The following is a 21,486-nucleotide window of genomic DNA, read 5'->3' as shown; positions in this document are numbered from 1 at the left end:
CAGCCTCAGGGCACGAATATCACGCCGTTGAATTCGTCCGTACCAGCCCATTTCTCGCCTGGCTTGAGCGTCGCACGGATTCTGCCTTGGCAGGTGGAGTGCCAGTAGAGTACGACGGTCCGGTTGGTGAAGTTGTCGGCCGGCCCGTTGCCAGTCTCGAAGACGCACTTGTTGTCTGGCGGTTTGCGCCAGACCACCTTTGTGTTTCCGTTGTAGTAGTTGAGTTGGCCGGTGGCGGCGTAGGCGGAGCCAGGGGTAGTCAGGAGCAGCGTTCCGGCCGCGGCGATGGCGCTGAGCATGGTGGTGCGGCGCATGGGGGTACCTCCTTTTTGGGGAGAGGAATAGATCTCTCCTTCATTGCATCCCCCACCGCCAACCACAGAACGTTATTTTTCCATTACTCTCTGTTGCTATTCGATGACTGTAACCGTTTGGGGCTATCGGGCTTGGGCCTGCACTTTGGCCACTTTCCGCCGGCACTGGCCACGCCTCTGGCCACTTTGGATGGCACGCGGCCAGATGGGCCTCTCAGTACTAGTGGAACGATGAGCCGGGGTTGGCGTCACAATATTTGACACTCTGCGCGATCATGGCTGTTGACCTGCGTCGGGGCGTGTGTGACGCAGGAGTTCGAGCAGTTGATCTACAGGGGTAAGCGGCCTGATCTGATGGCCGTACCTGCGATGACGCCGGAACAACGGGCGAAGGCCTTGGAGAAGACGGCCGAGGCTCGGACAGCGCGTAGCGCACTGTTGGCCGGAGTGAGATCCGGTACGACCAGCGTGGCGGAGGTGTACGGCCGTAGCGGCGAGGAACTGGTGAAGAGGACTCGGTGGCGCAGGTTCTTCGAGCGGTTCCTGGTTACGGGCCGGCGAGGGTCGCGGCGTTGATGGCCGTGTCGGGGGTGGCTGAGAAGCACCGGGTTGGCGGACTGACCGAGCAACAGCGGGAGCGACTGCTGCGGGCGCTGGCCGGCTGATTGCCGAAGATCAGCCGAGCGTGGGCCCCATCTGCACGGGTGAGGCCTATCCTTCGGTACCGGTTCAGCGGATGTGGTCGGCCCGGCGCCACCACGCGATGGTCATGAGCGCTCCGGCCGTTGCGGTGGCCAGCACGAGCGCGATGCCCAGTGTCCCGGGCGGGTCTTGGTCGGGGCCGGCGAGGCCGGCGTACAGGCCGGGCACCGAGTAGGGGAAGTAGGCGCCGAAGCCGAGTGCGGCGACGACCTGGGCGCTGAACAGCATGACGAACATGGCCGCCACGGCGGCCAGATAGCCGCGGCCGATGCTGGCGGCCAGCGCGAGCGGGGTGGTGAGCAGGGCGGTCAGGGCGGCGGCGACGACGATCCGAAGGACGCCGTGTGCGGCGGTTTCTGCCGACCAGCCGGGCAGGTCGAGGAGCGCACCGACGAGCAGGCCGAGCGCGGCGACCAGGAGCGCCAGCAGCAGTGCCCAGCCGGCTGCGAGGGCGAATTTGGCGGCCACGATGGTGGTGCGGGAGGTGGGCAGGGCGAGCAGGTCTTTGGCGGTGTGGTCGCTGAATTCGCGGCCGAACAGCCAGATGGCGATCATGCCGTAGATCAGCATGCCGCCGACGGCGGCGGCTTGGGCGAGCAGGGCGAGGTAGCCGGGCCAGTCGGCGCTGGCGCCGGACAGCTGGGCTTTGTCGCCGAGCAGGCCGAGCGCCCGGGCACGGGTGGGGTCGGCGAGGATGAATATGAACAGCCCGCACACCACGGCGACGATGGTGAAGGCGAGCGCGGTGAGAGCGGGCAGGCGGCTGCGTCGTGCCTTCAGCAGTTCGGCCCAGAGCGCCTCACGCATCGCCGGCTCCGATGCGTTGTCCGATGATGCGCAGGAAGTAGGTTTCCAGGTCTTCTTCCTCGATGAGGAGCTTGGTGGGCGGCAGACCGGCCTGCACCAGGACGGTGGCCACCTCCTCGGGCCGGGCGAGGGCATGCTCGTCGGTGAGGTGCAGCCCGCCGCCGGGGGCCGGGCCGGGGTGGTAGCCGTGGGCGTGGAGCACCTCGTGGGCCTTGGCGTCGTCGCGGGTGGTGATGTTCAGGTGGCGCTCTAGCTGCTGTTCCAGGCCGTCGGCGTGGTGCTCGCCGAGCAGGCGGCCGTGGTGGATGATGCCGATGCGGGTGGCCAGGCGGGTGACCTCGGTCAGCAGGTGGCTGGACAGCAGCACGGTGGTGCCGTGCTGGCGGGCCAGGCCGGCGAGCAGGGTGCGGATCTCCACGACGCCGGCGGGGTCCAGGCCGTTGACGGGCTCGTCCAGGATGAGCAGGTCGGGGGTGTGGATGAGGGCCTTGGCCAGGGCCAGGCGTTCCAGGTTGCCCATGGACAGGGTGCGGGCGCGGCGGTCGGCGTAGGGGGTGAGGGCCAGGCGTTCGATCACGTCGTCGACCGCTTCCTTGGCCGAGCCGGGCAGTCGCCGGAGCCGGGCGATGAGGTGCAGATTCTCCCGTACGGTGAGTTCGGGGTAGGCGACGGGCGCTTCGACCAGGTAGCCGACCCTGGCCCAGGCCGAGCGGTCACCGGATGTCACGGCGGCGCCCAGCACGCTCACCGACCCGGCGGTGGGGGCGATCATGCCGAGCAGCATGCGGATCAGCGTGGTCTTGCCGGCGCCGTTGAGGCCGAGCAGGGCGTAGATCTGCCCCTGCTCGACGTGCAGGCTGACGTCGTCGACCGCGGTGACGTCGCGGTAGCGCTTGGCGACCCCGTCGACCTCGATGACCGGCATCGCTCACCGCCCGTTCTTGTGTGCCCGATTTGACGCTTCTTGATGGCTGCCGGCAGGTGTGCCGGAGCCTGGTCGGCGACTACTGCCGGCGATTGCCCGGCGAATTGCTGCCGTCGGCCGGCTGCGGTGCCGCGCTAGGCGGTCACGTGCCCGCCGGCGGTGTGGTGGTCGGTGAGGAGGAAGGCACGTATCTGGGCGGCGATGGCGGGATAGTCGGGGGCGAACCAGATCATGTGGCTGTCGGCGCGGCTTTCCACCAGTTCGGCCTGTGGGATCGCCGCGGTCAGGGATTGGGCGTGGGTGAAGGGCACGGAGCGGTCGTTGCGGGCGGCGATGATCAGGGCGGGCTGGCTGATGTGGGCGGTGCAGTCGGCCACCGGGAGCATGTCGGTGACGAAGCCGCGGCCCGAGCGCATCGAGGTGTACAGGTGGGTCAGCGTGGCGCGGTCGGCGGCGCTCAGCTGCGCCAGCACCTGGCCGGCGGGCAGCAGGGACAGGTCGCGGGTGAGCAGCCGCAGGGCCGGCGCCGGTGCGAAGCGGATCGCCGTGCGCATGAGTGCCCAGGTGACGGCTTCGACCGCGGGGTGGAACAGGATCCGTCCGCCGAGGCGGGTGTGCCGGTCGGGCCAGGGCAGGAAACCGACCGGGCTTTGCAGAATCACCCGCTGGACGAGGTCGGGATGGCGGGCCGCCATGGTCAGCGCGGTCCGTCCGCCGGCGGAGATGCCGACCACCGCAGCAACCTGATCGACTCCCAGTTCCCGGCACAGCCGCGCGATGGTGTCGGTGAAGTCCGCCACGGTGCCAGCCCCAGTCGTCGGCCCGGTCGACGGCGTAATCAAGGGGGTGCGCCCGTAGCCGGGGCGCGAGGGAATGAGCACCCGCAATCCGGCATCGGTGAAGACGTCCTCGCCCAAGGCCAGTTGCGCTCGCATGTGGCCGCCGTGGAAGATCAGGACCGTGCCGGGGCCGTCGCCGCGCATCCGGTACTCCACCGTCTGCGCCCCAACGCGGGCCAGGGCCAGATCCCGCTCTGCCGCGGGGGTGAGCCGACGTGAACGGCGGCCCGTTCGCGGCGCAGTGGCATCTGTCGTCTCGTCTGCACGGTGCTGTCGCGGGATACCGCTCATCTGCGTCTCCGGGGTCGTCGAATCGGACCTTTGCCGACCAGACTTCCCGGCGCACCAGGTTCACCGTACAACGACTGCACCCGTCGAGGGGAACACACTTCCCTCACCGCTGACCGGCACACACCCACTGCGTCTGATCTTGACGCTTGTTGATAGGTTCCCTGCAGGTGCGCCGGGAAGTCTGGTCGGCAGTCTTATCGCCGACCGTGAAAATGGGGCCCGCCGTGCGCGCTCGTGACCTGCTCACCGCCTTCCCGACCGTCACCGCCGACACCCCGGTGATCGAGGCCGCCCGGCTGCTGGCCGGCCAGGACCTGCCCGGCCTGATCGTCGTCGACGAGCGCGGGCTGCCGGCCAGCATCCTGCCCGGCACCCAGGTTCTGCGCCTGGCCGTGCCCGGCTACTGCCTGGACGACCCGGCGCTGGCCCGGGTGGTGGATGAGGCACACGCGGACGCGTTCGCCTCCTCGCTGGCCGGCCGGACGGTGCGCCAGGCGCTACCACCCGAGCGGTCACCAGGGCGACGCGAGCTGCCGGTCACCGATCCGGACGCCACCGTGCTGGAACTCGCCGCGTTGATGGCGCGCACCCACAGCCCGCTGGTCGCGGTCGTGGAGCAGGAGCGGCTGCTGGGCGCGGTTACCCTGCAGGCGCTGCTGGTCAGGGTGCTGGCCGCATGACGGTGCTGGCCTGGCTGTCGGTCGCGGTGTTCCTGGGCGCGTATGCGCTGATCGCCTCGGAGAAGATCCACCGGGTGGCGGCCGCGCTGGGCGGGGCCGGGATCATGCTGGCCATTCACGCGACCGACGCCGGAGCGGCGTTCTTCTCCGAGACCAGCGGCGTCGACTGGAACGTCGTGTTCCTGCTGCTGGGCATGATGGTGATCGTCGGAGTACTGAAGCAGACCGGCGTGTTCGAATTCCTGGCCATCTGGGCGGCCAAACGCGCCCGCGGCCGGCCGTACCGGCTGATGGTGCTGCTGGTGGTGATCACCGCAAGCGCGTCGGCGCTGCTGGACAACGTCACCACGGTGCTGCTGATCGCGCCGGTGACGTTTCTGGTGTGTGAGCGGCTGGCGCTGCCGGTGGTGCCGTTCCTGATCGCCGAGGCGATGGCGTCCAACATCGGTGGCGCGGCCACGCTGGTGGGCGACCCGCCCAACATCATCATCGCCAGCCGGGGCGGGTTGAGCTTCAACGACTTCCTGCTCCACATGGCGCCGATGGTCGTCGGGTTGATGGTCGTGTTCGTCGGGTTGTGCTGGCTGCTGTTTCGCAGGTCGTTCGTCTACGATCCGGAGCGCGCGAGCGAGATCATGGCGCTGGATGAGCGGGAGGCGATCGCGGACCGCAGGCTGCTGTGGCAGAGCTTGGCGGTGCTGGCACTGGTGATGGCGGCCTTCGTGGCTCATCCGGTGTTGCACTATGAGCCGTCGGTGGTGGCGATCCTCGGGGCGGGGGTGCTGGTGGCGGCCACCAAGGTGACCACCGAGCAGGCCATCGCCGAGGTCGAGTGGCCCACCCTGGTGTTCTTCATGGGGTTGTTCGTCATGGTCGGGGCGCTGGTGCAGACCGGCGTAATCGGCCAGGTCTCCCGGCTGGCGGTGGAGGCCACTTCGGGGCAGCTCGGGCTGACCACGATGGTGCTGTTGTGGGCCTCGGCCGGGCTGTCGGCGATCGTGGACAACATCCCCTACGTGGCCACGATGAGTCCCATCGTGGCCGACCTGGTGCAGGCCAACGGCGGCGACGGGCCCGGGCAGGTGCTGTGGTGGGCGCTGGCCTTCGGCGCCGACCTGGGCGGCAACGCCACCGCCGTCGGTGCCGCCGCCAACGTCGTCGTGATCGGCATCGCCGCCCGCAACGGGCACCCGATCAGTTTCTGGCAGTTCACCAAGTACGGCCTGATCGTCACGGTCGTGACCGTGACGCTGGTGACGCCGTACCTGTGGCTGCGCTACCTGACCTGACCTGACCCACCGGAGCGAGGGGCAGCCGATGCGTGCGGACGAGCTGGCCGTGCATGCGGAGTGTGAGGAGACGGCGCGGGTGGTGCGCCTGGAGGGCGAGCTGGTCTGGCCCGCGGCGCGCGGGCTGAGCACCCGGGTGCAGGCGTGCCTGCCTGCCGGCTGACCATCGCCGGCCTGCATGATCACCTGCCGCTCTACGGCACGCTCGAGGCCGCGCGCCGAGCTGCCAGCTCGCCCGCACCGTGAGGCCGGGAGTTGCCGGTCCCCGGCCGGTTGGCGGCTTTCCTCTGGCGATCCACGACGAAGGAGAGGCCCTGTGATGGGCTCGCTGCTGCTCGCGTTCGCGGGCATGCTGTTACTGGCCGTGCTGCTGTCCAGCCTGGCCCACCGCACGATCTTGTCGACGGCGGCGCTGTTCCTCATTGCCGGGTTCGTGCTCGGCGATGGCGCGCTCGGCGTAGTGTCGCTGGCGCCCGGCGACGAGCTGGTGGGCACGCTGGCGGAGCTGGCGCTGTTCGCGGTGCTGTTCACCGACGGGATGCGGGTGGGCTGGGCGGAGCTGCGCAGCGCGTGGCGGCTGCCGGGCCGGGCGCTCGGCTGGGGGCGGTAGCGGCCTCTTCTCCCACCACCGTGTGCGTGCGGCGACGGCGAGGCCAGGCGGCCGCGCGCGACAGGTGCGACCGCCATCATCGGTGAGCGTCGGTGTCGTGCGCCGCCGGAGAAGGTGCGCTCGTGAGGCGGCCGCCGGCGTGGCGGCGGAGCAGGTGCACGGCCAGGGCCGCGGTCCAGCAGAACCCGGCGAGCAGGGAGAGGTGTTCGAGCAGGCCCGCGGGGGCCGGTCGCCAGATGCCCAGGGTGTCCAGACGGTAGGCGATGCCGGCGGCGAAGGCGAAGACGATGACGAGCGTCCCGGACAACCGGGAGTAGAGGGCCCAGCGGCGGCTCGTCTGGCCCAGGCGGCCGGCCAGCACGTACGCGGCGGCGCTGAGCCCGGCGAACAGCAGGAATCCGGCCAGCTGGTGGACGACGCCGGAGGCGGTGACGAGGTGCGGCTGGCCGGGCGGGTAGCCGAGCGCGGGGTCGGTGGGCACCAGCCCGGCCACGACCAGGCCCGCCGCGGTGGCCGCGAGCAGGATCGGTCCCCCGGTCGAGCCGCGTCCGGATCGCAGGGCTCTCCGGACTCCGGCGGCGAAGGTGGCCAGCAGCAGCCCGCCGAGCACGAAGTTGATCGTCTGCAGCCAGGCGCGCTCGCCGGTGCCGAGCTGGCTGGCGCCGTGGTGCCACAGGCTGTAGCCGGGCCGGGTGGCGCCGTCGGCCCACAGCAGCGCCGGCATCAGGACGCCGGCGGCGATGCCGCCGGAAAGTAGCACCGACAGGGTGCGAGATGACATCGGGGAAAGTCCTCCTGTTTCTCCGCGACGGATCGTCGCGGGCCGACCAGACTTCCCGGCTCTCCCACAGCACGCCCCGGCCGGGGCGTATCCTGATACAGCGACTTTAGCTCATACTGAAACAACTGCAAGAGGAGGAGATGCGGCGTGAGCGAGCAGGAGCCGTTGCTGGAGTGGGTGGAGCGGGTGGCCATGTATCTGGCCCGCGACGGGGTGCCGCCGATCGCCGGGCGGGTGCTGGGCTGGCTGATGGTGTGCGATCCGCCGGAGCAGTCGGCCGGGCAGATCAGCGAGGCGATCGGGGCCAGTCGCGCCTCGCTGACCTCCAACCTGCGGTTGCTGACCGGGATGGGGTTTCTGACCTGGCGCACGAGGCCGGGCGAGCGGACGGTCTACTACCGGATGGCCGAGGACGCCTGGGCGGTGGTGGCCCGCCAGCAGATCGCCGGCATCACCTCTTTCCTCGACATCACCCGCGACGGCCTGGACCTGGTCGGCCCGGAGGATGGGAGGGCCGCGCGGATCCGCCAGGCGCACGCCACGTTCGAATGGATGGCAGGCGTGTTCAAGGGCGCGCCGCCCCTGCACGCCGCCGATCCTGGCTCCGCCAACGCAGGCTCCGCCGGCGCTCTTGACGGTGAGGAGGCACCGTGACCGGACGGGCGATCGTGGTCGGCGGCGGCATCGGCGGACTGGCCGCTGCTTTAGCTCTGCACCGGATCGGCTGGCAGGCCGTTGTGCTGGAGCGGGCGGCCGAACTCGGTGAGATCGGCGCCGGCATGTCCCAGGCTCCGAACGCCATGCGCGCGCTGGCTGAGCTCGGCGTGGTTGAGCAGGCGCGCGCGGCCGGGGTGCCCACCTACTCCGCCGGCAATCTGCGTCTGCCGGACGGCCGTTACCTGCAGCGTGCCCGCTCCGGTGACCCGACGCCCCTGCTCGCCTTTCACCGCGCGGATCTGCACCGGGTGCTGCTGGAGTCGGTGCCCGCCGGATGGGTGCGCACCGGGGCGGAGGTCACCGGCATCCAGTACGACGCCGGCGCGGTGACGGTCACGTGGAGCGGCGGCGAGGTCGGCGCCGACCTGCTGATCGGCGCCGACGGCATTCGCAGCACGGTGCGGCGGCTGCTGTGGCCGGACGCGCCGCCGCGGTTCCTGGGCCGCACCGCATGGCTCGGCATCGCCGACGTCGGCACCGGCGCCTTTGCGGTCGCCGACGGGCTGTCCGGCAGCGTCACCATGGGCCCCGGCGGCTACTTCCTGATTCACCCGATCAACCGAGGTCGCGCCTACTGGGCCTACGTGACCACCGCCGGCCAGGCCGGCGTCCGCTACCCGAAAGAGAAGAACGAGGCGGCCCGCCGCCTCGCCTCCTGGCACGAGCCGATCCCGGCCCTGGTCGCGGCCACCCCGGAGCAGGCGGTGATCCACATCGACATCTGCGACCTGGACCCGCTGCCTACCTACGTCCGCGGCCGGGCTGTGTTGCTCGGCGACGCTGCGCACGCGATGAGTCCCGATCGCGGTCAGGGTGCCGGGCAGTCGATCGAAGACGCCGTCGTGCTTGCCGCAGCCCTCGCCGACGAGTCCACCGCCGGTCCTGCTGGTCCGTTCATGGTTGAGGCGGCGCTGCGCCGCTATGACGCCGAGCGCCGCCCACGCACCCAGGCCACCGCCCGCAGCGCCCGCGCCGACGGCCGGCGCACCACCTCCACCGCCGCCCACCGGGCGCTGGTGACCATGATCCGGCTGATGCCCGCCCCGCTGTGGCGCAAGGGCATCGCCGCTGACGGCAACGCCACCTGGCGATGGCAGCCGCCGCACCTGCCATCGCCGTGATCGGGCTGGGCCGGTTCGGCACCTCGCTCGCGCGGGAGCTCACCCGGCATGGCATCGAGATGCCGGCCATCGACGCGCCCCGAAGCGCGGGCCGGGGCTGGTGATTCGAATGTCCGGTGAACGCCCGGCTCGTGCCCTGGCCCTGCTGTCCCCAGCGATGAAGCCTGAAGGAACGGCAGCATCCGCATCAGCGGCTCACCCGTTCTGGAGGAGACATGCGCTTGCGAACCACCACCTCGCTCCTGCTCGCGGCTGCGGTCGCGGTCGGCTTCACCACCTCGGCGACGACGTCGGCAACTGCGGCCGTCGCAGCCGCCTGTGACAACGCGGCGTGGAAGCCTTACTGGACAGTCGGCCCTGGGCCCACCGGCACGGTGAACGGCGAAGTCAGGCGGCAGGGCGCCACGTGCGGCAATGTGAGTGTCGTGGCCGTCGTCTACAAGGAATCCGGGTGGTGGGACGACGTCGTCGCCTCCCATGAGCGGACCTTCGCAGTCGGCACCCTGAGAGCTCGAGGCACCTGTCCCGGGGACAACTACTACTACACACAGATCCGGATCAACGGCGTGACCATGGCGGAGTCGGATCAGGTCCGACTCGCGTGCTGATCGAGCCGTTCCCCATCCCGCAGAGCAGCGGGTTCAGACGGCTCAGCCCTTGATGAAGCGGCGGGTCATGTACCGGCGCACCGGCGGCAGTGCGGCCAGGCGCAGCGGCAGCTGGCTCAGCCACAGGACGAAGGGGTTGGCGGGGGCGTAGACGCCTTTGACCCGGCGGCCGAGTTTCTGCTTCGCCTCCACCTCCGGCCGTAGCGCCGTCTCCCAGGCGGTCAGGGCGGCGTCGAGGTCGCCGGGGTGGCGCTCCAGTTCGGTGCCGAGCCGGTCGGCGCCGCCGACGGCCAGGGCGGAGCCGTAGCCGGCGAACAGGGTGACGCACCAGGCGGCGTCGCCGAGCAGCACGACGCGGCCGCGGCTCCAGGTGGGGGCGACGACCTGGCTGATGGTGTCGAAGTAGACCGAGTCGGTCCTCGCCATGCTTGCCAGGACCTCGGGGATGACCCAGCCGAGGTCGCCGTAGACCTGGGGCAGCACGGTGGCGGGGTCGTCGCCGCGGGCGCCGCGCTCGGTGCGGTAGCCGAAGAAGGCGACCGTGCGGCCGTCGTCGACGTTGATGACCGCGACCGTGCGGCCGCGTGAGGACAGGGTGCCGGCGGTGCCGGGCGCGATCGCGTCCGGGCGCTGGTCGAGCATGTACACGGCGACCCGGTGCTCCAGGTCGAGCAGGTAGTCCTCCTCAGGGCCGAAGACCAGGGCGCGGGTGGCCGAGTGCAGGCCGTCGGCGCCGATCAGCAGGTCCGCGTGCTCTACAGTCCCGTCGCTGAGGGTGACGTGCACGGCGTGCGCGTCCTGGTCGACGGCGGTGATGGTGGTGGCGAAGCGGATCTCGGCGCTGTCGCGCACCTTGTCGTACAGGACGGTTTCGATGTCGCCGCGCAGGATGTTCATCGTCCGGGGGCCCATGATCGCGGCGATGATCTCGCCGGTGAGGGAGAAACGCCGCTCGCCGCTGGGCTTGCGGTAGACGATTTCCCCGGTGACGAAGGCCCGCTGCTGGAGGTCGGGCAGGATGCCGAGGCGTTCGGCGGCGTCGTGGCCGATGCCGCCGAAGGTGACGGCGTAGCCGCCGCTGCGGCGGGTGGGGGCGCGTTCGATGATGAGGCTGTCCCAGCCGATCTGGGACAGCCGCAGGGCGGCGGCCAGGCCGGCGATGCCGGCTCCGATGATGATGGCGCGCATAAAGGTTCCTTGCTGAAGCCGGTCGGGGGTCAGAGCTGGTCGAGGACGCGCCGCTCGGCGGCGGGGTCGAGCCAGGTGCCGGGTGAGGGGGCGTCCGGGCGCGGGGCAGGGTCGCCTTCGGCCTGCAGCCAGGCCCAGGTGTCGGCGAGCGTGTCGCGCAGCGGCCGGGTGGTCAGGCCGGCGGCGAAGGCGGCGCTGACGTCGGCGTCGTTCATGCCGGTCGGTGCCGGGTCGTGCGGGAAGCGCAGCCCGAACTCCATGCCCAGCCACACGCCCTCCCGGCGCAGCAGTTCCTCGCTCGCCCACACCAGCTCGGCGTCGAAGCCGGTCACCTCCAGCGCCGTCTGCAGCAATTGCCCGATCGTGGCCGCGCCGGGGCGGCCGGTCACCGTGTAGGCGCCGCCGAGCCGGCGTTCGGCGCACTGCAGCATCCAGGCCGCCATGTCACGGACATCGATGTACTGCAGCGGAGTGTCCGCCGGGCCAGGGGCCAGCACCCGGCCGCCCTTCTCCAGGCGGCGCAGCCACCACGGGATGCGGCCGACGTCCTCATATGGTCCCAGGATCATCCCGGCCCTGGCCAGCAGCGCCCCCTCGCCGAAAGCCTCGATGACGGCCAGCTCACCACCGCGCTTGGCAGCGGCGTAGTCGGTACTGTCGTCGCTGTCGGGGTCGCCGTCGACGAGCGGTGCGCTCTCGTCTGCGCACGCCGGCCACGGCCAGCGGTGCACGCCGCGGCTGGAGACGTAGCCATAGTGCCCAGTTCGGCCGGCCAGCAGGCGGGCGCTGTCACGGACGACGCGTGGCGCCCAGGCCCAGGTGTCGATGACGGCGTCCCACTCCTTTCCGGCGAGCGCGGCGGCGACCGCCGCGGTGTCGGTGCGGTCGGCGACGAACGCCCGGACGCCGGGAGCCGGTGGGCGGCTGAGACCGCGGTTGAGCGTGCTCACCTCGTCCCCGCGCTCCAGCGCGGTCTCGACGATGACGCGGCCCACGTGATGGGTGCCGCCGAGAACGAGCAGTTTCATGACAGTCCTGGGGTGAGGGGCAGCCAGAAGGCTGACGGGTGTTCCGGGTCGTGGAAGATCTCGTGCTCTGATGCGTGCAGCTCGCGCCCGGTGGCCAAGGGTTGGCCGGTGCCCGGGTTGCGGCCGAAGCGGGGGTGGGCGCCGCTGGAGACCTGCAGCCGGATCCGGTGACCACGCCGGAAGCGGTGGGCTAGCGGCCGCAGCTCGATGTCAATGGCGCGTACGTCGGCGGCGTGTAGGTCGCCGGGCTCGTTGAGCCGGACGATGCCGTCGCACAGGTTGAGCGAGCGGCCGCGCGGGCTCACCTCACACAGGCGGGCGAAGTAGTCGACGTGCGGGATGGATGATCGGGCGTGCAGGCGGACCCGTACCGGGCCGATGACCTCGATGTCCTCGGTCAAGGGCGCGGTGGTGAAGGTGAGCACGTCCGCTCTGGCTTCGATGGCGCGGTTGTCTTTCGGGCCCGCGGACCTGCTCACCGCCGTCCCGCCCGCTGTGGGGGTCGGGTCACCAGGGTCGTAGCGGTAGCGGCTGGGGCTCGCCTCACGTTCGGGTTCCTCACGGCTCAGCCGCCCGCCAGCATGCAGATACCAGCAGGTGGGCTGGTGTGCGGGCGGCCAACTGGGCAGGTCCTGCCACCGGTTGGCGCCGGTGACGAACACCCGCACCCCGGTGGGTGCGGCATCGCCGTTCATGGCCGCGTCCAGGGCGGTCAGCGCGTCCTGCATGCCCTCGCGGGTGTACAGGCCGCGGCCGTGCCCCCACGGTCCGATCAGCAGCCGGACCTCGCGCCCAGCGGCCAGCAGGCGCGCGTGGTCGGCCAGCATGCTGGGCAGGAAGAAGTCGTACCAGCCGCCCGGGTATATGAAGTGCTCGGCGAAGGCCGACGGCGCGTCCTGGATCAGCGCGATCTTCCACTTCGGGATGTGCCGAGCGGCCAGCTCCCACTGCACGAGGCCGAGGTAGCTGGCTCCCCAGGTGGCCAGCTGATCGCCGAACCACGGCTGGGTGCGCAGCCAGCTCAGCGTGCCGTCGGCGTCGGCGGGGTCGATGACGAAGCCGTCGAAGCGGCCGCCGGAGCCGGCCGTGCCGCGCAGGCTCTGAAACAGCACCTGATAGCCGCGCTCGGCCAGCAGCTTCGGCAGCTGATCGAGCGCGTTACCCCGGCCGTACGGGCTGCGCAGCAGCACCAGCGGCGGCCGGTCCAGATCGGCCGGGTAGTAGTGGGTGGCCAGCAGTCGCACGCCGTCCGCGGCCGGGGTCTCGACGTTGCGCCGTATCCGTACTGGGTGCCGGATGGCGGGACGGACGCCGAACAGGTGGCTGAGCAAGGTCATCGGGGTCATCTCCTCGTCGGCACGTGAGGAACTCACGTCGCCGACCAGGCTTCCCGGCACACCATCGCATCTCCGGAACGGAGCCGATGCCAGCAATATAGCGAATCTTCAGAACTTTCTGAACACTTCTGAGGTTCGCTATCCTGATCACCTACCGGAGGTGACGGGTGAACGACAGAGACGAGCAGTGGCAGGCGGCCGAACGGCTGGCCCTGACCCTGACCGAAGGCGGCTTGCAGCGCATGGCCGCCCGGACGCTGGCGGTGTTCCTGTTCACCGATGCTGAGACGGTCACCATGGGCGAGATCGCCGACCGGCTCGGCGTCAGCGCCGGCTCGGTCTCCGGCTCGATCAAGTCCCTGCTGTCGGTCGGCCTGATCGAACGCCTGCCCGCACCCGGCAGCCGCCGCGAGCACTACCGGCTCCGCGATGACGCCTGGGCCACCCTGTTCACCAGCCAGAACACCGTCGTCCAGCTCATGCTCGCCGCCGCCGAGACCGGCATCGCCACCACCACCGCCAACGATCCCGCGCATCGACGGCTGACGCAGATGCGCGACTTCTACCAGTTCATGCTCAAAGAGATCCCCACCTTGCTGCACCGCTGGCAGCAGCATCAGGCCACCCACTCCAGATGATCTTTCCTGCGACGACCGCTGCCAGGGCTCGCTCCGTGCAAGGCAAGCCATTTCACTTCAGGAAATGGCCCTTCCGTGAAGTAATCTGGCGGCATGATCGCGCAGACGCCCAGCTCGGCCGTCTCCGCTGAGGGGCAGGATCGCCGCAAATTCACTTCACGAAAGGTCGTGGGCCTGTCCGGAGGGCTCGACCCGGCCGATGACGATCTTGGGGTGTGGATCGAGCGCTACCTCGATCTCGCGGTGCGCGGGGTGCGCTCGCCCGAGGTGAGCGCGAAGATCAGCCGGCATCTGGAGCGGCTGCGCGCCTGGATCATCGCTGGGCTCGGGCACCAGCGCGTCTCGGCGATCACCCCCGCGAACTCGCCAGCTGGCGCGATCACCTGTCCGCCGCCGGATGGCGGCGAAAAGACGGCAGCGCGGCCGCCATGGCGCCGGTGACGGTCAACAACCACCTCGCGCACGCCTCGGCGTTGTTCTCCTGGATCAGCGCGCACGCCCCGGCCGCCCTGCTGCCGCGCGGCGATCCCTCCAAGCGGGTCGAGCCGCTGCGCCTGCCCGTCCCCGAGGTCTGCGCGTTGAACGCCGCCCAGGTGCGCACGGTCAAGAACGTGCTGGACCGGCTGGAGTCCTTCCATCAGCTGACCGGCCGCCGCCACCGCGGTGACGGCGGCCGCGCCGCAACGGGCGCCACGCATCGCCACGCGCGGCCGCTGCGTGATCGCGCCATCGTGCACACCATGCTCGGCACCGGGCTGCGCCGCGCCGAGATCGCCGGCCTCGACCTGGCCCAGCTGCAGCCGCGCGACCCCGAGCAACTGCGCCGGGTGAAGAAGGCCAAGCTGAACGGGGTGCGCGGCAAGGGCCGCACCAGCCGCAGCGTCTTCCTCGGCCTGGACGCCCGCACCGCGCTGGCCGACTACCTCGAGCACGAACGCGACCGCGACGTCGCGCCCGACTCGGCCGCGCTGTTCCTGGCGGCCTCCTCCATCGCCGCCCGACGGCCCGACGGGCGGCTGTCACCGCGCTCGATCAACACCATCGTCGCCGAGATCGGCGCCATCCACGACCTGCAGGTCACCGGCGCCGACCGGCAGCTCGGCGTGCTACGACCGCACGATCTGCGCCACACCTTCGCCTATCTGCTTTCCCAAGCTTCCGGCCACAACCGGGCCGAGCTGGAACGACGCCTGGGCCACGCCAACGAGCGCTACCTGAAGCTGTACACCAACCCGCCCGAGGACATCGCCGCCGCCTACGTCGAAGACCTGTGACAACAAGCTCGCCGCACAATCGCTCAGCGTCAGCTTTCACCGCCCTGACAGCGGAGACCGTGGAGTTGTGCGACTGACACAATGCAGCACGTAATCGGCCAAGACGATCATTCGGCCTGGCCGCCGGCGATACCCGGGGCGCCGTCACCATGCCGCCATCACGCTGGGCGAGGTGGGGCGCCCTAGACGATCGATTCCTAATTGCTCAGGGACGCCATTCGCCTGCGGGCATGCGAAGAGGGTGTCCAAGATCGGTTTGTGAAGACAGACCTGGACACCCTCGTGATCGCACTGTACGTCAAGATCGACGACGACCTGGCCGGTTTGGCCCGGCTACCCGGCCGACCGCCCAAACTCAGTCACTCCGAGCTGATCTGCCTGGCGGTGATGCAAGCGATGCTCGGCTTCCACTCCGATGGCCGCTGGCTGCGTCACGCTCGCAGACACTACCGGCACCTGTTCCCCTACCTGCCGCTACAACCCGGCTACAACAAGCGGCTACGCGCGACGTTGCCACAGATCAAGCGCATCATCCGCGTTCTGGCCATCGACACCGACTTCTGGCATGACACCGTCTGGCTGACCGACTCCACGCCGGTGCCGTGCGGCATGTCCCGGCCCACCGCGTTGCGCTCGGACCTGGCGAGCTGGGCCGGCTACGGCTACTGCGCGTCACACTCCCGATTCTTCTGGGGCCTGCGCCTCTATCTGGTGTGCACACCCGCCGGGATGCCGATCCTGTGGGCGCTGGCCGACCCGAAGATCGGTGAGCGGGAAGTACTGGCCGCGATGCTGGAAGCCGACGCCGATCTGATCGCCGACCGCCCCGGCCTGCTCATGATCACCGACAAGGGATTCGCGTCCAAGGCCTTTGAGCGATCACTGTCCGAACAGGGCATCACGTTGCTGCGCCCCTCCCGCAAGAAAGAGATCCTCCGCGCCGGTGAGCCGATGCTCAAGAAGGTCCGCCAACTCATCGAGTCCATCAACGACACCCTCAAAGGGCAGCTTGACCTGGAACAACACGGTGGCAAAACGATTGGCGGCTGCCGTACTAGGCCAGGACAGCTACGCCAAGTGGTTCGCGGCGATCAGTGGCGAGGCGTATCAGACCCACGGCGGCACAGCGAGCGCTGTAACTTCTCAGCTTGTTCTTTATCCACCAGACCGTTGCGTTCGTCTGGACAACGAACAACGCCTTGGGGTGGTCGACCTGCTCAACTCCCTGTTGCGAGGTCTTGTGGTTCGACTCGTTTGAGCGACGCGCTCACCCGCACGAGCCCACCTCCGCGACTGATTCAACCCCGGGTGGTCCAGTCGACGCGTAGTCACCCGAAACAACACCCAAGCGGTACGATGCGAACACCGAACCGGGCAGCTGGCCGTACCAGCAGCACCAGCGGGCAGGACTTCTCCGTCAGGGGGCGTGGCCGTACCGCGCCCACCAGCGGTTTTCCACGTACCTCACGTTGATGGAGAACCCGTCATGACCTCTGCGGTCCCTCGCGCCTTCCACTGCGAGCACACTCGCGCCAAGAGCAGGGTGTACGCCCTCGTCGAGCGCTCCCGCCAGCCCGCGACCCTGCATGCCGTACTGACCTGCACCGATCCCGCCCTTGCCCAGCACGCCGCCTACCTTCTCTCCTCGGTGCTGGAGAACGGCCTGGGCCCCGCCGCCCGCGCTGAGTCGGAGCGGATCGCAGCGGCTCTGCCCGACGCGCCCGCCGCCTCCTTCCGACGCACGCTGGCCGATGTCGTGAACGGGACCTGGGCCGACACTCCCGAACTCGCCGCCACGTGGGAGTCCCTGCGGCGCGGCCGCCGCGACTCGGCCGGCCTCGGTGGCGACCTTGAGAGCCGCACACCGCACGACGCCTGCCTCGACGCCTTCCCAGGGCCGGTCGTACGCACGATCAGCCTGCTGGAGGTGCACGTCCACGACCCCGCTCGCCTTCTCGCGGCGGCCACCGCGACGGGCTGGAGGCCGTTCGACGCCGAGGACCTCGACGAGGACGACAGACAGGACGTCGTCGGAGCCGTCATGCACTTCGTCAACGGCCCGGAGTTCCTGCCCGGCGCCGACCAGCTGATGGAAGCCACGCAGGCGCGGCTGTTGCGCGTCGACAGGGGCGATGAGGTGAGCGACTGGAGCACCGCGCCCGTGACAGCGAGGTTCGACACGGGAACGAGGTCCGACCCCGACGACCGGGCCGACTGATCGCTACCTCACAGGCACGCCGGCGCGGCCGAGCACGAAATCGACTCGGCTGCGCCGGGATGTTCACACGCCTGATTTCTTCTTCATCGTCCGGATTGTTGGAGGGCTGCGAGGGTGCGGCCGCGTTTGACGGTCTTGCCGACGTCGTAGCGGGGTGCGGGCCGGCGGTTGGGGACGCCGGGTGGGCGCCCCGAGCCGGGTTTGGAGGGTTTGGGTGCGCGGCCGGTTGGGCGAGGAGTGGGCGGAGGTTCCGAAACCCGCGCCGGACGCGGGCGGGTGTGAGCTGTCCCGACCGGGTTGATCGTGGCCCCCTCGGTCGGGTACGCGCGCCCTAGCGCTGCGAATCTCTTGAGTTATGCATACTGCGTATGCATACTTAGTACTCATGCCGGTCAGACACGGGCTTCTCGCCCTACTCAGCATGGGGCCTCGGCATGGCTATCAATTGCGGGCGGAGTTCGAGGTGTCGACCGGGGAGACCTGGCCGCTCAACATCGGCCAGGTCTACACAACGTTGTCCCGCTTGGAGCGCGACGGCCTGGTCAAGCCTGGCGAGTCGGATGAGCAGGGCCGGGTCGTCTACACGATCACCGCGGCCGGTCGGGAGGAAGTGGAGCGATGGTTCAGCACTCCGGTCATCCACTCCGACCGGCCGCGGGACGAGCTGGTCATCAAGCTGGCCATGGCCGTCGCGGCCAAGAAGGCAGACGTCGCCGAGGTCATCCGCAAGCAGCGGACGGCGACCATGCGCGACCTTCAGCGGCTGACCAGGACCAAGCGAGCCGCCACTGAAGGCGCGGCCCAGCGGCTCGTGCTCGATTCCATGATCTTCAAGGCCGAGGCCGAGCAACGATGGCTGGACCACTGCGAGGCCGTTCTGATGGAGGAAAGATGACGTTCGTACGGCTGGCTGAGGTGGCCAGAGTTCACGGCGAAGGAGCGACAGCCGTACACGCTCTGAAGGGTGTGAACCTTAAGGTCGACGTGGGGGAACTGGTCGCGGTCATGGGCCCGTCCGGGTCCGGCAAGTCGACCCTGCTCAACCTCGCGGGCGGGCTCGACCGGCCCACCTCGGGCACGGTGCACATCGGCGAGCAGGACCTGGCCACCGTCCGCGATCTGGCGGCGCTGCGGCGCAGCAGCGTCGGCTATGTCTTCCAGGACCTCAATCTGATCCCGTCGCTGACGGCGGCGGAGAACGTGATGCTGCCACGCGAGCTCGACGGCCTGCGCTCAAGCCGGGCTCGGCAGGAGGCCATGGCCGTGCTGGCGGAGATCGACGCGGAAGAGCTGGCCGACCGCTTCCCCGAGGAGCTGTCCGGTGGCCAGCGTCAGCGGGTCGCGATCGCCCGCGCCTTGGTCGGCGAGCGGCGCCTGCTGCTGGCCGACGAACCGACCGGCGCGCTCGACACGCACACCGGCGATGAGATCCTGCGAACCTTACGGGCTCGCTGTGACGCGGGCGCCGCGGTCCTGCTCGTCAGCCATGAGCCGCGCTACGCCGCCTGGGCCGACCGTGTGGTGTTCCTCCGTGACGGGATGATCGCGGATTCCACGAACGTTTCGCTGGAGAGCGCCCGATGAGCGCCGTTCGCGCAGCGCTGCGCATCGCCCGCCGGAGCGCGTGGCGTTCCCGGGGACGAAGCGCGCTCATCATGGTGATGATCGGTTTGCCCGTCTTGGTGATCACGGCGACTCTCACTCTCATGGCGACCATGACCGTCACCGGGCGGGAGGGTCAGGTGGCCGAGCTCGGCGCGGCCGACGCCCGCCTCGTGCCGGCACCCGCAGGTACGGTGCTCCGCCAGGAGCCGAACGGGGCGAGCTGGACCACGGAGGGCGATGGAGCGGCCGCTTCCGAGCTCAGGGCCGCCGAGGTGGCGGCCCTGCTCGGACCGGGCACCCGGTTGATCCCCTTCAACACCGGCGTGCTCCAGCTGGGCACCGAACGGGTCGACGCGCTGGAGATCGACCTGCGCGATCCCCTGACCAAGGGAATGCTGACGCTGGCAGAGGGCAGGTTTCCCGCCGCCCGCGAGGTCGCGGTGACATCCGCGTCCGGCCTGCGGCTAGGCGATCTCGTGCAGTCACCCGGCGCGGCGCCGCTGACGGTGGTGGGCGTGGTCGAGCACCCGCACCGGCCGTCGCTCCGGCAGGTCGTCGGTCCTGATCTCTCGCTGGCGCCGTCGGATCAATTCTGGTCTCCGGGCGAGTACGGCGCCGGATGGCTCGCTGACACCCCCAAGCCGGTGGTCTGGGCCGACGTGCCCGCACTGAACAAGGCCGGTCTGTACGTCACCTCTCGCGCCATGATCCCGGACTCGCCACGCGCCCCTGCCCGGTTCTTCCCTGCGGAGGTCCAGCACACGGTCGGGCTCGGCGCCATGGTGGTCATGGTGGTGCTGGAGACGGTGCTGCTGGCCGGGCCGGCTTTCGCGGTCGGGCTCCGGCGACGGCGGCGGGAGCTGGCCGAGATCGCGGCGCAGGGCGGCTCGGCCAGGCACCTGCGGACGATCGTGCTGGCCGACGGACTGGTCCTCGGCGGTGCGGCCACCTTCATGGCCACGGTGCTGGGCATCGGGGCCGGAGCGCTGGGCGCCCCGATCGTCGCGCGCTGGGGAGGGCAGGCCGGCCCGGTGGAGGTGCCGTGGGCACCGGTGCTGGGTGTTGCCGCGCTGGGCCTGATCGCCGGGACCGTGGCGGCGCTGGTGCCTGCCGTACAGGCGGCTCGGCAGGACACCGTGAGCGTGCTGGCCGGCCGCGCGCCCGCCGTGGCCGATCGGCCCGGATGGCCCCTGGCAGGGGGCGTGCTGGTGCTGGCCGGGCTGGCGGCGACCGTGGTGGCGCGCCGCCAGCCGGACTCACTATGGGTGTGGTCCGCCGCGGTGCTGGTCATGATCGGCCTGGTGGTGCTGACACCATGGCTGGTCCGCCTCACCGGAAGGGTCGCCACGCGGTTGCGGCTGCCACTGCGGGTGTCCGTCCGCGACGCGGTCCGCCACCGATCCCGGACGGCGAGCGCCGTGGCGGCCGTCATGGCCGTCACGGCCACGGTCGTCGCTGTGGGCATCGGCACGCAGAGCGAATACATGGACCGGCGCAACGCCTACACTTCGGCGCGCCCGACCGGCATGCTGGCGATCTGGGGCGGCACCATGGCCGACGGGACCTGGAACAAGCTTCGCGCAGAGACGGCCCGGCGGTTGCCGAACGTGCCGCTGGCCGCCGGCTACCAGGCGAAGGACGTCGAGGGCCGCCGCTACGCGTTGCGGTACACGGTGCGATGGAACGGGATACGCACGCGTCGCACGGCGGCCATCGGCGACCAGGCTCTGCTCAGGCTCCTGCAAGGGCGCCACGATCCGCAGGCGGCCGCGGCGCTGGCGAGCGGCAAGGCCGTGGTGTTCGACGCGGCCGCGGTACACGATGGCAAACTGGCGCTGCGGGCCGGCTCCACGTCCGGCCCCGCCCGCAAACTCGAAGTGCCGGCGGTGCTGGCCACCCCCGCCGACGAGCACCAGGGCGGGGCCCTGCTGCCGCGCACCGTGGTCGAGCAGGCCGGTTTCGCGACGGCGGAGCGTGCGCTCTACGCCATGTACCGGCCGCCGGCCGGCTCCACGCTGGGGCGCGATCTCGCCAAGGTGACCCGCCGCGTCACGGTCGCCTCCGAGGAGGGCTATCGCAATGTGCCCGATCCCGGCTTGTGGAGCTGGCTGGTGGGTGCTCTTGTCCTCGTCGTCGGTGGCACGCTGGCCGCCACTGGCCTGGCGGCTGCCGACATGCGGCCTGAGCGTTCGACGATGATGGCCATCGGCGCCCCGCCGGGAACGTTGCGGATGGTCGTGGCCGGCCAGGCTCTCTACATCTCCGGGCTCGGCGCGTTGGTGGGGCTGGTCGCGGGAACGGTGACGGGCGTGGCGCTGAGCCGGCCGATGACGACGCACGGCGCCGGGGATCCCGCCACGCTCGCCATACCGTGGCCGTTCGTGATCGCCGTGGTGGTGGGGCTGCCCGTACTGGCGACTGTGGCGGCGCTGATCACCCGGACCAGACTGCCCCTTGCCCGCCGGCTCCTGTGACATCGGACCATGGTCTGATCGTGACTACGGCGGGGTTCGG

The 21,486-nt window shown here is 70.3% G+C and carries 24 protein-coding genes and 1 pseudogene; 17 read left to right on the top strand and 8 right to left on the bottom strand.

Annotation, left to right across the window (positions count from 1 at the left end; translation table 11 throughout):
• Positions 1 to 5: 5 nt before the first annotated feature.
• On the bottom strand, positions 6 to 314 hold the full coding sequence (locus tag ABEA43_RS64650) for a hypothetical protein (protein WP_345579801.1): 309 nt from the start codon (positions 312 to 314) through the stop codon (positions 6 to 8).
• Between the two features lie 518 nt (positions 315 to 832).
• On the opposite strand from ABEA43_RS64650, the gene ABEA43_RS68545 reads away from it, so the two are divergent.
• Positions 833 to 979 carry a hypothetical protein gene (locus ABEA43_RS68545; RefSeq protein ID WP_425570735.1) on the top strand — a complete coding sequence of 49 codons (147 nt, stop codon included), beginning with the start codon at positions 833 to 835 and terminating at the stop codon, positions 977 to 979.
• Between the two features lie 64 nt (positions 980 to 1,043).
• Here ABEA43_RS68545 and ABEA43_RS64645 read toward each other — a convergent pair whose 3' ends face one another.
• The 3 genes from ABEA43_RS64645 to ABEA43_RS64635 form a co-directional block, all read right to left on the bottom strand.
• Positions 1,044 to 1,823, bottom strand: coding sequence for an ABC transporter permease (locus ABEA43_RS64645; RefSeq protein WP_345579798.1), 780 nt, complete (start codon positions 1,821 to 1,823; stop codon positions 1,044 to 1,046).
• Complete coding sequence (locus ABEA43_RS64640) at positions 1,816 to 2,748, bottom strand: ABC transporter ATP-binding protein (protein ID WP_345579795.1); 933 nt, start codon at positions 2,746 to 2,748, stop codon at positions 1,816 to 1,818. Before ABEA43_RS64640 ends, ABEA43_RS64645 begins: the two co-directional genes overlap by 8 nt.
• Positions 2,749 to 2,882: 134 nt before the next feature.
• Positions 2,883 to 3,731, bottom strand: coding sequence for an alpha/beta fold hydrolase (locus ABEA43_RS64635; protein WP_345579792.1), 849 nt, complete (start codon positions 3,729 to 3,731; stop codon positions 2,883 to 2,885).
• 371 nt (positions 3,732 to 4,102) lie between these two features.
• Between ABEA43_RS64635 and ABEA43_RS64630 the strand changes: the two genes are divergently transcribed.
• From ABEA43_RS64630 to ABEA43_RS64615, 4 genes are all read left to right on the top strand, one after another.
• Complete coding sequence (locus tag ABEA43_RS64630) at positions 4,103 to 4,558, top strand: CBS domain-containing protein (RefSeq protein ID WP_345579789.1); 456 nt, start codon at positions 4,103 to 4,105, stop codon at positions 4,556 to 4,558.
• Entirely contained in the window at positions 4,555 to 5,847 is a 1,293-nt protein-coding gene (locus ABEA43_RS64625) for an ArsB/NhaD family transporter (RefSeq protein ID WP_345579786.1), read from the top strand. Before ABEA43_RS64630 ends, ABEA43_RS64625 begins: the two co-directional genes overlap by 4 nt.
• Positions 5,848 to 5,875: 28 nt before the next feature.
• Positions 5,876 to 6,010 carry a hypothetical protein gene (locus tag ABEA43_RS64620; protein ID WP_345579783.1) on the top strand — a complete coding sequence of 45 codons (135 nt, stop codon included), beginning with the start codon at positions 5,876 to 5,878 and terminating at the stop codon, positions 6,008 to 6,010.
• 153 nt (positions 6,011 to 6,163) lie between these two features.
• Positions 6,164 to 6,457 (top strand): cation:proton antiporter domain-containing protein, encoded by a 294-nt coding sequence (locus ABEA43_RS64615; RefSeq protein WP_425570733.1) that lies wholly within the window; start codon positions 6,164 to 6,166, stop codon positions 6,455 to 6,457.
• Between the two features lie 76 nt (positions 6,458 to 6,533).
• On the opposite strand, the gene ABEA43_RS64610 is transcribed toward ABEA43_RS64615, so the two are convergent.
• Positions 6,534 to 7,238 carry a DUF998 domain-containing protein gene (locus ABEA43_RS64610; protein WP_345579780.1) on the bottom strand — a complete coding sequence of 235 codons (705 nt, stop codon included), beginning with the start codon at positions 7,236 to 7,238 and terminating at the stop codon, positions 6,534 to 6,536.
• A 147-nt stretch (positions 7,239 to 7,385) separates the two neighbouring features.
• Between ABEA43_RS64610 and ABEA43_RS64605 the strand changes: the two genes are divergently transcribed.
• From ABEA43_RS64605 to ABEA43_RS64590, 4 genes are all read left to right on the top strand, one after another.
• Positions 7,386 to 7,892 carry a GbsR/MarR family transcriptional regulator gene (locus tag ABEA43_RS64605; protein WP_345579777.1) on the top strand — a complete coding sequence of 169 codons (507 nt, stop codon included), beginning with the start codon at positions 7,386 to 7,388 and terminating at the stop codon, positions 7,890 to 7,892.
• Positions 7,889 to 9,076: an FAD-dependent monooxygenase gene (locus tag ABEA43_RS64600; protein WP_345579774.1), complete on the top strand. Its 1,188-nt coding sequence runs from the start codon at positions 7,889 to 7,891 to the stop codon at positions 9,074 to 9,076. Before ABEA43_RS64605 ends, ABEA43_RS64600 begins: the two co-directional genes overlap by 4 nt.
• Positions 9,046 to 9,180 (top strand): hypothetical protein, encoded by a 135-nt coding sequence (locus ABEA43_RS64595; RefSeq protein WP_345579771.1) that lies wholly within the window; start codon positions 9,046 to 9,048, stop codon positions 9,178 to 9,180. The genes ABEA43_RS64600 and ABEA43_RS64595 overlap by 31 nt, the downstream gene beginning before the upstream one ends.
• A 117-nt stretch (positions 9,181 to 9,297) precedes the next feature.
• Complete coding sequence (locus ABEA43_RS64590) at positions 9,298 to 9,684, top strand: hypothetical protein (protein ID WP_345579768.1); 387 nt, start codon at positions 9,298 to 9,300, stop codon at positions 9,682 to 9,684.
• Between the two features lie 42 nt (positions 9,685 to 9,726).
• Here the strand turns inward: ABEA43_RS64590 and ABEA43_RS64585 are convergent, their stop codons facing one another.
• The 3 genes from ABEA43_RS64585 to ABEA43_RS64575 are packed head-to-tail and all read right to left on the bottom strand — an operon-like array spanning position 9,727 to position 13,273.
• Positions 9,727 to 10,872, bottom strand: a complete 1,146-nt coding sequence (locus ABEA43_RS64585) for an FAD-dependent monooxygenase (RefSeq protein ID WP_345579765.1) — start codon at positions 10,870 to 10,872, stop codon at positions 9,727 to 9,729.
• A 29-nt stretch (positions 10,873 to 10,901) separates the two neighbouring features.
• On the bottom strand, positions 10,902 to 11,900 hold the full coding sequence (locus ABEA43_RS64580; protein ID WP_345579762.1) for an NAD-dependent epimerase/dehydratase family protein: 999 nt from the start codon (positions 11,898 to 11,900) through the stop codon (positions 10,902 to 10,904).
• Positions 11,897 to 13,273 carry a CocE/NonD family hydrolase gene (locus ABEA43_RS64575; protein ID WP_345579759.1) on the bottom strand — a complete coding sequence of 459 codons (1,377 nt, stop codon included), beginning with the start codon at positions 13,271 to 13,273 and terminating at the stop codon, positions 11,897 to 11,899. Before ABEA43_RS64575 ends, ABEA43_RS64580 begins: the two co-directional genes overlap by 4 nt.
• Before the next feature lie 131 nt (positions 13,274 to 13,404).
• Between ABEA43_RS64575 and ABEA43_RS64570 the strand changes: the two genes are divergently transcribed.
• The 8 genes and pseudogenes from ABEA43_RS64570 (at position 13,405) to ABEA43_RS64535 (ending at position 21,446) form a co-directional block, all read left to right on the top strand.
• Entirely contained in the window at positions 13,405 to 13,875 is a 471-nt protein-coding gene (locus tag ABEA43_RS64570; protein WP_345579757.1) for a GbsR/MarR family transcriptional regulator, read from the top strand.
• 93 nt (positions 13,876 to 13,968) lie between these two features.
• Positions 13,969 to 14,316, top strand: a complete 348-nt coding sequence (locus ABEA43_RS64565; RefSeq protein ID WP_345579754.1) for a hypothetical protein — start codon at positions 13,969 to 13,971, stop codon at positions 14,314 to 14,316.
• A complete protein-coding gene (locus ABEA43_RS64560) occupies positions 14,304 to 15,149 on the top strand; it encodes a tyrosine-type recombinase/integrase (RefSeq protein ID WP_345579752.1) in 846 nt (281 codons plus the stop codon). The genes ABEA43_RS64565 and ABEA43_RS64560 overlap by 13 nt, the downstream gene beginning before the upstream one ends.
• 258 nt (positions 15,150 to 15,407) lie before the next feature.
• A pseudogene (locus ABEA43_RS64555) lies at positions 15,408 to 16,217 on the top strand (IS982 family transposase); the annotation flags it as partial.
• A gap of 418 nt (positions 16,218 to 16,635) precedes the next feature.
• The gene (locus ABEA43_RS64550) at positions 16,636 to 17,367 is read left to right on the top strand and encodes a hypothetical protein (RefSeq protein WP_345579748.1); all 732 of its coding nucleotides are present in this window, start codon (positions 16,636 to 16,638) and stop codon (positions 17,365 to 17,367) included.
• A gap of 355 nt (positions 17,368 to 17,722) precedes the next feature.
• Positions 17,723 to 18,262: a PadR family transcriptional regulator gene (locus ABEA43_RS64545; protein ID WP_345579745.1), complete on the top strand. Its 540-nt coding sequence runs from the start codon at positions 17,723 to 17,725 to the stop codon at positions 18,260 to 18,262.
• The gene (locus ABEA43_RS64540; RefSeq protein WP_345579742.1) at positions 18,259 to 18,951 is read left to right on the top strand and encodes an ABC transporter ATP-binding protein; all 693 of its coding nucleotides are present in this window, start codon (positions 18,259 to 18,261) and stop codon (positions 18,949 to 18,951) included. Before ABEA43_RS64545 ends, ABEA43_RS64540 begins: the two co-directional genes overlap by 4 nt.
• A gap of 122 nt (positions 18,952 to 19,073) precedes the next feature.
• The gene (locus ABEA43_RS64535; protein WP_345579739.1) at positions 19,074 to 21,446 is read left to right on the top strand and encodes an FtsX-like permease family protein; all 2,373 of its coding nucleotides are present in this window, start codon (positions 19,074 to 19,076) and stop codon (positions 21,444 to 21,446) included.
• Positions 21,447 to 21,486: the final 40 nt, after the last annotated feature.

This window comes from Nonomuraea rosea, from assembly GCF_039539705.1.
In the GTDB taxonomy this organism is placed as follows: Bacteria; Actinomycetota; Actinomycetes; order Streptosporangiales; family Streptosporangiaceae; genus Nonomuraea; species Nonomuraea rosea.
Note: the sequence above shows the minus strand (reverse complement) of the source record. Positions and strands in the feature narration are given on the sequence as shown.

Coding starts and splice junctions, on each gene's coding strand:
- ABEA43_RS64650 (WP_345579801.1), bottom strand. CDS start 314: ATGCGCCGCACCACCATGCTCAGCGCCATCGCCGCGGCCGGAACGCTG.
- ABEA43_RS64645 (WP_345579798.1), bottom strand. CDS start 1,823: ATGCGTGAGGCGCTCTGGGCCGAACTGCTGAAGGCACGACGCAGCCGC.
- ABEA43_RS64640 (WP_345579795.1), bottom strand. CDS start 2,748: ATGCCGGTCATCGAGGTCGACGGGGTCGCCAAGCGCTACCGCGACGTC.
- ABEA43_RS64635 (WP_345579792.1), bottom strand. CDS start 3,731: ATGCGCGGCGACGGCCCCGGCACGGTCCTGATCTTCCACGGCGGCCAC.
- ABEA43_RS64625 (WP_345579786.1), top strand. CDS start 4,555: ATGACGGTGCTGGCCTGGCTGTCGGTCGCGGTGTTCCTGGGCGCGTAT.
- ABEA43_RS64620 (WP_345579783.1), top strand. CDS start 5,876: ATGCGTGCGGACGAGCTGGCCGTGCATGCGGAGTGTGAGGAGACGGCG.
- ABEA43_RS64610 (WP_345579780.1), bottom strand. CDS start 7,238: ATGTCATCTCGCACCCTGTCGGTGCTACTTTCCGGCGGCATCGCCGCC.
- ABEA43_RS64595 (WP_345579771.1), top strand. CDS start 9,046: ATGGCAGCCGCCGCACCTGCCATCGCCGTGATCGGGCTGGGCCGGTTC.
- ABEA43_RS64585 (WP_345579765.1), bottom strand. CDS start 10,872: ATGCGCGCCATCATCATCGGAGCCGGCATCGCCGGCCTGGCCGCCGCC.
- ABEA43_RS64580 (WP_345579762.1), bottom strand. CDS start 11,900: ATGAAACTGCTCGTTCTCGGCGGCACCCATCACGTGGGCCGCGTCATC.
- ABEA43_RS64565 (WP_345579754.1), top strand. CDS start 13,969: ATGATCGCGCAGACGCCCAGCTCGGCCGTCTCCGCTGAGGGGCAGGAT.
- ABEA43_RS64560 (WP_345579752.1), top strand. CDS start 14,304: ATGGCGCCGGTGACGGTCAACAACCACCTCGCGCACGCCTCGGCGTTG.
- ABEA43_RS64550 (WP_345579748.1), top strand. CDS start 16,636: ATGACCTCTGCGGTCCCTCGCGCCTTCCACTGCGAGCACACTCGCGCC.
- ABEA43_RS64545 (WP_345579745.1), top strand. CDS start 17,723: ATGCATACTGCGTATGCATACTTAGTACTCATGCCGGTCAGACACGGG.
- ABEA43_RS64540 (WP_345579742.1), top strand. CDS start 18,259: ATGACGTTCGTACGGCTGGCTGAGGTGGCCAGAGTTCACGGCGAAGGA.
- ABEA43_RS64535 (WP_345579739.1), top strand. CDS start 19,074: ATGGCGACCATGACCGTCACCGGGCGGGAGGGTCAGGTGGCCGAGCTC.